Annotated in this window: 8 protein-coding genes; 6 read left to right on the forward strand and 2 right to left on the reverse strand. The window is 69.3% G+C overall.

All coding sequences use genetic code 11. From position 1 onward, the window contains the following. The 4 genes from FNH05_RS38300 to FNH05_RS26385 form a co-directional block, all read left to right on the forward strand. On the forward strand, positions 1-258 hold a 258-nt coding region (locus FNH05_RS38300; protein WP_222426713.1), incomplete at its 5' end, for a hypothetical protein. Positions 259-305: 47 nt separating this feature from the next. Next, the gene (locus FNH05_RS26375) at positions 306-1,514 is read left to right on the forward strand and encodes a dipeptidase (RefSeq protein WP_144591414.1); all 1,209 of its coding nucleotides are present in this window, start codon (positions 306-308) and stop codon (positions 1,512-1,514) included. After that, positions 1,511-2,680 carry a M20 family metallopeptidase gene (locus FNH05_RS26380; protein WP_144591415.1) on the forward strand — a complete coding sequence of 390 codons (1,170 nt, stop codon included), beginning with the start codon at positions 1,511-1,513 and terminating at the stop codon, positions 2,678-2,680. Before FNH05_RS26375 ends, FNH05_RS26380 begins: the two co-directional genes overlap by 4 nt. Continuing rightward, positions 2,677-3,984, forward strand: coding sequence for an MFS transporter (locus FNH05_RS26385; protein ID WP_222426714.1), 1,308 nt, complete (start codon positions 2,677-2,679; stop codon positions 3,982-3,984). Before FNH05_RS26380 ends, FNH05_RS26385 begins: the two co-directional genes overlap by 4 nt. 49 nt (positions 3,985-4,033) lie before the next feature. On the opposite strand, the gene FNH05_RS26390 is transcribed toward FNH05_RS26385, so the two are convergent. Both FNH05_RS26390 and FNH05_RS26395 read right to left on the reverse strand, forming a co-directional pair. Continuing rightward, positions 4,034-5,191 (reverse strand): CaiB/BaiF CoA transferase family protein, encoded by a 1,158-nt coding sequence (locus FNH05_RS26390; protein WP_144591417.1) that lies wholly within the window; start codon positions 5,189-5,191, stop codon positions 4,034-4,036. Between the two features lie 299 nt (positions 5,192-5,490). Further along, on the reverse strand, positions 5,491-6,645 hold the full coding sequence (locus FNH05_RS26395; protein WP_186382748.1) for an acyl-CoA dehydrogenase family protein: 1,155 nt from the start codon (positions 6,643-6,645) through the stop codon (positions 5,491-5,493). Positions 6,646-6,764: 119 nt separating this feature from the next. On the opposite strand from FNH05_RS26395, the gene FNH05_RS26400 reads away from it, so the two are divergent. Together FNH05_RS26400 and FNH05_RS38905 are read left to right on the forward strand one after the other, a co-directional pair. Continuing rightward, positions 6,765-7,703 (forward strand): LysR family transcriptional regulator, encoded by a 939-nt coding sequence (locus FNH05_RS26400; RefSeq protein ID WP_144591418.1) that lies wholly within the window; start codon positions 6,765-6,767, stop codon positions 7,701-7,703. Positions 7,704-7,720: 17 nt separating this feature from the next. Further along, on the forward strand, positions 7,721-7,968 hold a 248-nt coding region (locus FNH05_RS38905), incomplete at its 3' end, for an alpha/beta fold hydrolase (protein ID WP_425458491.1).

A 7,968-nucleotide genomic window follows, 5' to 3' on the forward strand; every position in this document is an offset into this window, starting at 1 on the left:
GCCCCCTACCGGCCGGCCTTGGTGCGGGGCCCGTGGTTCGAGAGCGCGGTGTTCCGCGTCGGGCTGGGCGGCGAGGGTGGGCCCACTCTCCGTCTGGATCCGATCGAACTCGACCCCGACAGCCAGCCGATCTTCCCGCGGCCGGAGGTGGCCGCCTCGATCCTGGCGCAGGTCGCGGAGGCGTCGAGGGACCTTGATCCGGCCGTCGTGGTGGACGGCGACGGCACCGTGCGACGTGATCCCGTGCCGGAGCACTGAGAAAACACACGCCAACCCCTGCGCGACGCTGAAAGGAGCACTCTTCGATGTACGGTCCCGCCGCCAAGCCCGCCGACTACGAGTCGTTTCCCTACCTACGGCGTGGAGTCGACTTCCCCGCCGTCGAACTGTCCGATCCGAGTTCCCGCCGGAGCCGCTTCGCCGCCGCTTCGGACGACGACCGGCAGGCGCGGATCGACCGCCTGCTGGCGGAGAACGTGCTCATCAGCTTCCACGATCACCCGCAGTTGTTGCCGGCCGACCTCGCGGACACGCCCGCCTTCCTGCGCTCCAAGCACGAGTTCACCGCCTTCGCCGAGCTGCGCCGGTCCGGCCTGACCGCGGTCTTCGACAACTGGTTCGGCGTCATCGGGAGCACGCGCAGGGCCGGCTGGAAATGGGACGATCTGATCACGACGCTCGGCCTGCGTCTCGCGGACCTCGCGCACCAGGACGGCGTCGTCGCCGCCCGCACCGTCCAGGACATCCTCGACGCCCAGCGCGCCGGTGACGTCGCTTTCGTCATGGGCACCGAGTCGGCGGGGATGATCGAGAACGACCTGGATCGCATCGATGTCCTCTATGGACTGGGAATCCGGCAGATGGGGCTGGTCTACTCCGACGCGAACACGCTCGGGAGCGGTCAGAAAGAGCACCACGACGGCGGCTTGACGGTCTTCGGCCGGCGAGCGGTGGAGCGCATGAACGCCTTGGGGATCCTCGTCGACGTGTCCCACGCGAGCGACCGGACGAGCCTGGACGCCATCGAGGCTTCAGCCAAGCCCATCGCGATCACGCACGCCGGCGCCCGGGCGGTCTGGCCGATCCCGCGGATGAAACCGGACGAGGTGTTGAAGGCGTGCGCGGAGCGGGGCGGCGTGCTGGGTATCGAAGCGGCGCCGCACACGACCGTGTCGTACGACCACCGCTCGCAGTCGATCGATTCGGTGATGGACCACTTCACCTACGCCGTCGAGCTGATGGGCATCGAACACGTCGCGTTCGGCCCGGACACCCTCTACGGCGACCACGCCGCCTTCCAGAAAGCCATCAGCGACGTGATCGGCTCCTCCACGGTGTTCGACGCGGGAGATCTCGAGTGGGAGCGGATCAGCCACGTCGACGGCCTGGAGAACCCGAGCGAGAACTTCCGCAACATCACCGGCTGGCTCGTCGAGCACGGGTACAGCGACAGCGAAATCACGGCCGTGCTCGGCGGCAACATCCTTCGACTGCTGAACGAGGTGTGGCGATGACCGGCATCAGGGGCCGTATCGAAAGCGAGTTCGACAAGAACCTCGACCTCGTCTTGCAGCTGTCGCACACCATCAACGCCGACCCGGAGCCGGCTTTCGAGGAGCACCGGACGTCGGCCCTCATCACCGACGTCCTCGAGCGGCACGGGTTCGCGATCGAACGCGAAGTAGCGGGCTTGCCCACGGCCTTCGTGGCCTCGGCGGGCTCCGGTGAGCTGGTGTTCGGCCTCTGCGCCGAGATGGACGCCCTCCCCGGCATCGGGCACGGCTGCGGGCACAACACGATCGCCGCGGCGGCCGTGGGCGCCGGGCTCGCACTGGCCCCGTTCGCCGACGAACTGGGCCTGACGATCAAGGTCTTCGGCACTCCGGCGGAGGAGCGGGGAACCGGCAAGGAGATCATGGTCAAGCGCGGCGTCTTCGACGGGACGCACGCCGCCATGATGGTGCACCCGTCGTTGAAGGACGTCGTCAGCCCCCAGTTCCGGGCCTCCCGATCCTGGCGGATCGACTACACCGGCCGAGGCGGCCACGCGTCGCGACCATGGAACGCGCTCAATGCCGCCGATGCGACGGTGGTCGCGCAGACCGCCATCGGACTGCTGCGCCAGCAGTTGCGCGACGGCGTCCGGGTCCACCACGTCGTGCGGGAAGCCGGGTCGGCGGTCAACGTCATCGCCGACCGCGCCGTGGTCGAGTGCATGATCCGCGGCGACACCATCGACGAGGTCGACGAGGTGTGGGAGCGGGTCCGGCGGTGCTTCGAAGCCGGCGCGGTCGCGACCGGAACCACCGTGGAGTTCACCACCCAGCCGTCGCTGTACCGCGAGTTCCGGCACGACCGGGATCTGGCTTCCCTCTTCCAGGAACACGCGGAAGGGTTGGGCCGCACGTTCCCGGACTACCCGGACAAGCTCTTCGGCTCGACCGACATGGGCAACGTCTCCCAGGTGATCCCCGCACTCCACCCCATGCTGTCGTTCGACCTCCCACCCGAGGACGGCAACCACACGGCCGCCTTCGCGGTCGCCGCCGGAGGCGCGGAAGGCGACCGGTTCGTGCGCGACGGCAGCCTGGCGATGGCGCTCACGATCGCCGATGCGGCGCAGTCCGAGCCGATCCGCGCCCGTCTGACGGCTTCCGGAAGCCAAGGGGAATGCCCATGAACCACACTCGGCTCGGCACTGTCCGGGCGAAGGAACTCGACCGGAAGAGCCGCAGGGCGATCGTCGCCGGAAGCATCGGCAACGCCGTCGAGTTCATCGACTGGGCGGTCTACACGACGTTCTCGTCCGTCTTCGCGCACCACTTCTTCCCGCCGGGCAACGACGGCGCGGCGCTGCTGTCCACATTGGCCATTTTCGCCGTCGGGTTCGTCGTCCGGCCCGTCGGCGCCGCGATCATGGGAGCGTACGCGGATCGGCACGGCCGTAAGAAAGGCCTCGTGCTCACGATCGGCCTGATGGCGGCGGCGACGTTCGTTATCGGGGTGTCGCCGTCCTATGCCCAGGCCGGTCTCGCGGCGCCGGTCATCCTGGTGGTCGCGCGCGTGGCGCAGGGCTTCGCCGCGGGAGGCGAGTTCGGCTCGGCGTCGGCGTTCCTCGTGGAATCCGCCGGGCCCGGGCGCCGCGCGTTCGCGGGCTCGTGGCAGCAGGTCTCGGTCGGCGCGGGCATCCTCATCGCTTCGGGCATGGGGGCGATCGTCACGTCGGCACTTCCCCGGCAGGCGGTCGACAGCTGGGGCTGGCGCCTGGCGTTCGTGGTGGCCTCGCTGTTCGGGCTCGCCGGGCTCTGGCTGCGTCGCTCCGTGGACGAAACGGATTCGTTTCGCCGCGGTGAATCCCGCACCACCGGTTCCGGCGAGCGGCGCAACGTCCTCGTGCGGATGGTCCGGGAGCACCCGAAGGCGGCTCTGCGCGTGTTCGGCCTGAACATCGCCGGAGTCGTGCTCTACAACATGTGGCTGACCTACCTGCCCACCTACGCGGCGATTTCCACGCACATCCCGCTCAACCAGGCTCTGCTCGCCAACGTCATCGGACTCGTCGCCTTCGTGATCCTCCTGCCGTTCGCGGGTCTGCTGTCCGACAAGATCGGGCGCAAGCCCACCATGACGGCGTTCGCCGGTGGGTTCCTGGTCCTGGCGTGGCCCGCTTTCCGGCTGCTCACCGGTGACTTCCGGCTGCTGCTGCTCGTGCAGGTCGCCGGCCTGGTCCTGCTGCTGGGCTACTCGGCCAACGTCGTGGCCATCATGGCGGAGCAGTTTCCGCCCGAGGTCCGGGCGACCGGCATCGGTCTTCCCTACGCACTGGCGGTCGCCATCTTCGGAGGCACCGTCCCGTATCTCACGACTTTCCTGACCACCCACGGACTCGGGACGTGGGTGTGGTCGTACTGCGCGATCGCCGCCGCCATCGGCCTGATCATCTACCTGACCATGCCCGAGACCAAGGACAAGAGAATCGAGTGACGCCGCGAAGGGCCCGAACGCCCTGCCTGGGTGCGCTCGACGACCGGGGTCACGAGATGGCCTCCTCGCGTCGGGAACCGAACTCGGCGCGGAGTGCGTCGTTGTGCTCTCCGAGCCGGGGCACGGGCCCCATCGCCGGGTCCAGGCCGGTGATGCCGACCGGCGGCAGCAGCATTTCGACGACACCGCCGGGTGCGGGGACCGGCCGCCAGCGGTCGCGCGCGGCGAGCTGCGGATGGGTGAAGAGTTCGGCAGGCCGGCGCAGACGGGCGCAGGCGATCCCCGCTTCGTCGAGCAGTTCGACCACGCGGTCGGCGTCGAGCGTGGCGAAAGCCGACTCGATCAGGGGAGTGATCAGGTGGTCGTGGGCGACGCGTTCGGGATTGTGGACGAACCGGGGGTCCTCGGCCAGGTCCGGCCGCCGGAGGATCCCCCGGGACAGCCGGACCCACTCGCGGTCGTTCTGGACGGCCAGGAACACCTGGTTGCCGTCGCCCGCCCGGTAGGGGCCGTAGGGCGCGATCGACGCGTGCTTCGCGCCGGTCCTGCGCGTGTCCGAACCTCCGTAGACCGCGTGGTACGCCGGCTGGACCATCCACTCCGCCAGCGCGTCGATCATGGCGACTTCGACCGCCGCACCGAGACCGTGCCCGGCTCGCCGGAGCAGCGCGGTCAGGACACCCGAGTAGGCATACATGCCCGCCGCGATGTCGGCGATCGAGATCCCGGCCTTGCAGGGGTCATCCGGCGTGCCGGTGGCGGCGACCAGCCCGGCTTCGCACTGGACGAGCAGGTCGTAGGCCTTCTTCGCCCGGTATGGGCCGGCGGGTCCGTAACCCGAGATCGAGCAGTGGACGAGGTCAGGGCGGGAAGCCCGAAGCGTCGCGGCATCGAGGCCGAGCCGTTCGACCGCGCCCGGGACGAGGTTCTGGACCACCACGTCGGCCGACTCGATCATGGCGTCGAGCACCCGGCGGTCGCTGTCGTCCTTGAGGTCGAGTTCGATCGACTCCTTGCCGCGATTCAGCCAGACGAAGTAGCTGGAGTTCCCGTGGACGGTGCGGTCGTAGCTGCGGGAGAAGTCCCCGTCACCCGGGCGTTCGACCTTGATGACGCGGGCGCCGAGGTCGGCGAGCTGCCGGGTGGCGAAGGGAGCGGCGACGGCCTGTTCCAGTGCGACGACGGTCGTTCCTTCAAGAGGGAGCATGGAAAGCCTTTCGTTTCCGGCGCTGGGTGCCGGAGGATCGCGCGGGCCCGGTCGAGCACCGGCTTGTCGATCATTCGTCCGTCAGGACCGGTGACAGCTTCCGCCGACCCTTCGGCCACGCGGAGCACTTCACGTGCCCAGGCGATTTCGTCTTCGCGATGGGCCAGACCTCCCCGTCCGGCCCCGGCCGTGCGGACAACGTGGCTGAGGACGCCGGGTTTTCACGGCCGCCGCCTTGGCGAAGCGGTGCGGGGCGTTGCCGGGGACGAACAGCCGGGTGGCCGCGTCGACGCCGGCCATCAGCGCACCGGGTTCCGCTTGACGAGCTGACGCGCGATGACGGTGCGCTGGATTTCGTTGGTGCCCTCACCGACGATCATCAGCGGCGCGTCGCGGAAGTACCGCTCGACGTCGAACTCGGTCGAGTAGCCGTAGCCGCCGTGGATCCGCACGGCGTCGAGCGCGATCTTCATGGCCGTCTCGGAGGCGAACAGCTTCGCCATCCCCGCCTCCATGTCGGCCCGCTCACCGGAGTCGTAACGGCGTGCGGCGTACTGGACGAGCTGCCGGGCAGCGGTCAGCCCGGTCGCCATGTCGGCCAGGTAGTTGCCGATCGACTGGTGCTTCCAGATCGGCTGACCGAAGCTCTCGCGCTCCTGGCTGTAGCGCACCGCCCGCGCCAGGGCGGCGGCGCCGACGCCGAGAGCTCGCGATGCCACCTGGATGCGGCCGATTTCGAGCCCCCGCATCATCTGGCGGAAGCCCTCGCCTTCCGCGGTACCGAGCAACGCGGCACCGGGGACCCGGAAATCGCTGAAGGACAGTTCACAGCTTTCCACGCCCTTGTAGCCGAGCTTCGGCAGATCGCGCGACACCTCGAACCCCGGCCCCTTCTCGACCAGCAGGATGCTGATGCCGCGGTGCTTCGGCTCGGCATCCCGGTCGGTGAGGCACAGCAGCGCCACCAACTGCGAGCGGCGGGCGTTGGTGATCCAGGTCTTGGACCCGTTGATCACGTAGTGCTCGCCGTCCTTGCGTGCCACTGTGCGCAGGGCCTGCAGGTCGGATCCACCGCCGGGTTCGGTGAGTGCCATGGTCGCCCGGATCTCCCCGGTGGCCATCTTCGGCAGGTAGTGGTCTTTCTGCGCCTGGGTTCCGTAGCGGAGCAGGAGTTTGGCGACGACGCTGTGTCCGCCCATGGCCCCGGCGAGGCTCATCCACCCCCGGGCGAGTTCCTCGGTCACCGCGGCGTAGCACGGGGTGGAGACGCCGGCGTCGTTCCACGGCTCGGGGATGGCGAGCCCGAAGATGCCCATCTGCTTCATCTGCTCGATCAGGGCTTCGGGATAGGTGTTGGCGTGTTCCAGCGACCGCACCACGGGCTCGACTTCACGGTCGACCCAGTCGCGCACGGCGTCGACGATCGCGGTCTCGTCCGCGTTCAGCTCGTACATGGTCAGCCTCTCGGAGGGGGTTCAGTGGGCTTCCTCATCTTGCGTTGTTATGACCATTCGAGAGAAATGCTGATTCGTGATATCCCTAGGCGGGTGCGGCATACCGCCAGGGAGGACAGATGGAGCTCAAGCAACTGGTGGCGCTGGTGACCGTCGGGGACACCGGGAGCGTCACCAAGGCGGCCCGGCTGCTCCACGTGGTGCAACCCGCGGTCAGCCGGTACATCCGGGCGCTCGAGGACGAGGTCGGTGTCCCGCTCTTCGAACGCAGCCGTCAGGGGATGACGCTCACCCCGGCGGGCGAAGTCCTGGCCGGGCGCGCGAGACGCGCGTTGCTCGAACTGGAACGAGCCAGGGCCGAAATCCGGCCGGACCGCCACCACATCCAGGGAATCGTGACCATCGGCCTGCTCGAGAGCACCGTCGAACTCGTGTCCGCGCCGCTGGTGGAAGCGCTGGGCCGCCGTCACCCCGGCATCGACTTGCGGCTGCTGAGCGCGTTTTCCGGCCACCTGCAGCAGTGGCTCGACGACGGCGCGGTGGACATGAGCCTGCTGTACAACCTGGCCTCCACGCCCTCGATCTCCGTCACGCCCCTGCTGCGCGAAGCGTTGTGGGCCGTCGCTCCGCCCGAGGCGGAACTCTCCGGCGGCGACGCGCTCACCTGGGCTCGGGTGAGCGAAAACCGGCTGGTACTCCCCGTCGTGGGACACGGCCTGCGCACCCTCATCGACCAGGCACTCCGCACCGCCGGCGTCGAACCCACGATCGCGTGCCAGACCAACTCGATGCTCGTGCAGAAGAAGCTGGTGGCCGTCGGCACCGGGTGGAGCGTCCTCCCCGCCGCCGGCGTCGCCGAAGACGTGGCGGCCGGGCGGCTCAACGGCGGCCCGATGGCCGATCCCGAGATCTTCCGCACCATCGTCCTGGCCTTGCCGCGCGGCGGCCGGGTTCCCCCCGCCGTCGAGGTCGTCGCCGCCGAGATCGTCCGGGTTACGCGCCGGCTGATCGAGAACGGCGCCTGGCCGACGGCCAGCGTCGTCGCCGAGTTCGACTGACGAGAGGCCGGGAGCCGGTGACTTCCCTCGCGGACGTCGCCGCACCGATCGCCGCGGACTGTCCGGAACCTGTTGCGCTCCGCAGAAGGGCGCACCCGGAGCAGGTGGCCGTTGGGCTGCGCTGGCGCGAGCGGCTCGGCGAGATCACCGCGCCGACACTGGTGCTGCACGGCGAGGACGACCCGTTCTTCCCGATCGGCAAGACCCGCAGGGACGAGGAGGGGGAGTTCACCGGACGTACCGGCGTGGCGGGTCGGGTCACGGG

It is taken from the genome of Amycolatopsis rhizosphaerae, assembly GCF_007713715.1.
Taxonomy (GTDB): domain Bacteria; phylum Actinomycetota; class Actinomycetes; order Mycobacteriales; family Pseudonocardiaceae; genus Amycolatopsis_E; species Amycolatopsis_E rhizosphaerae.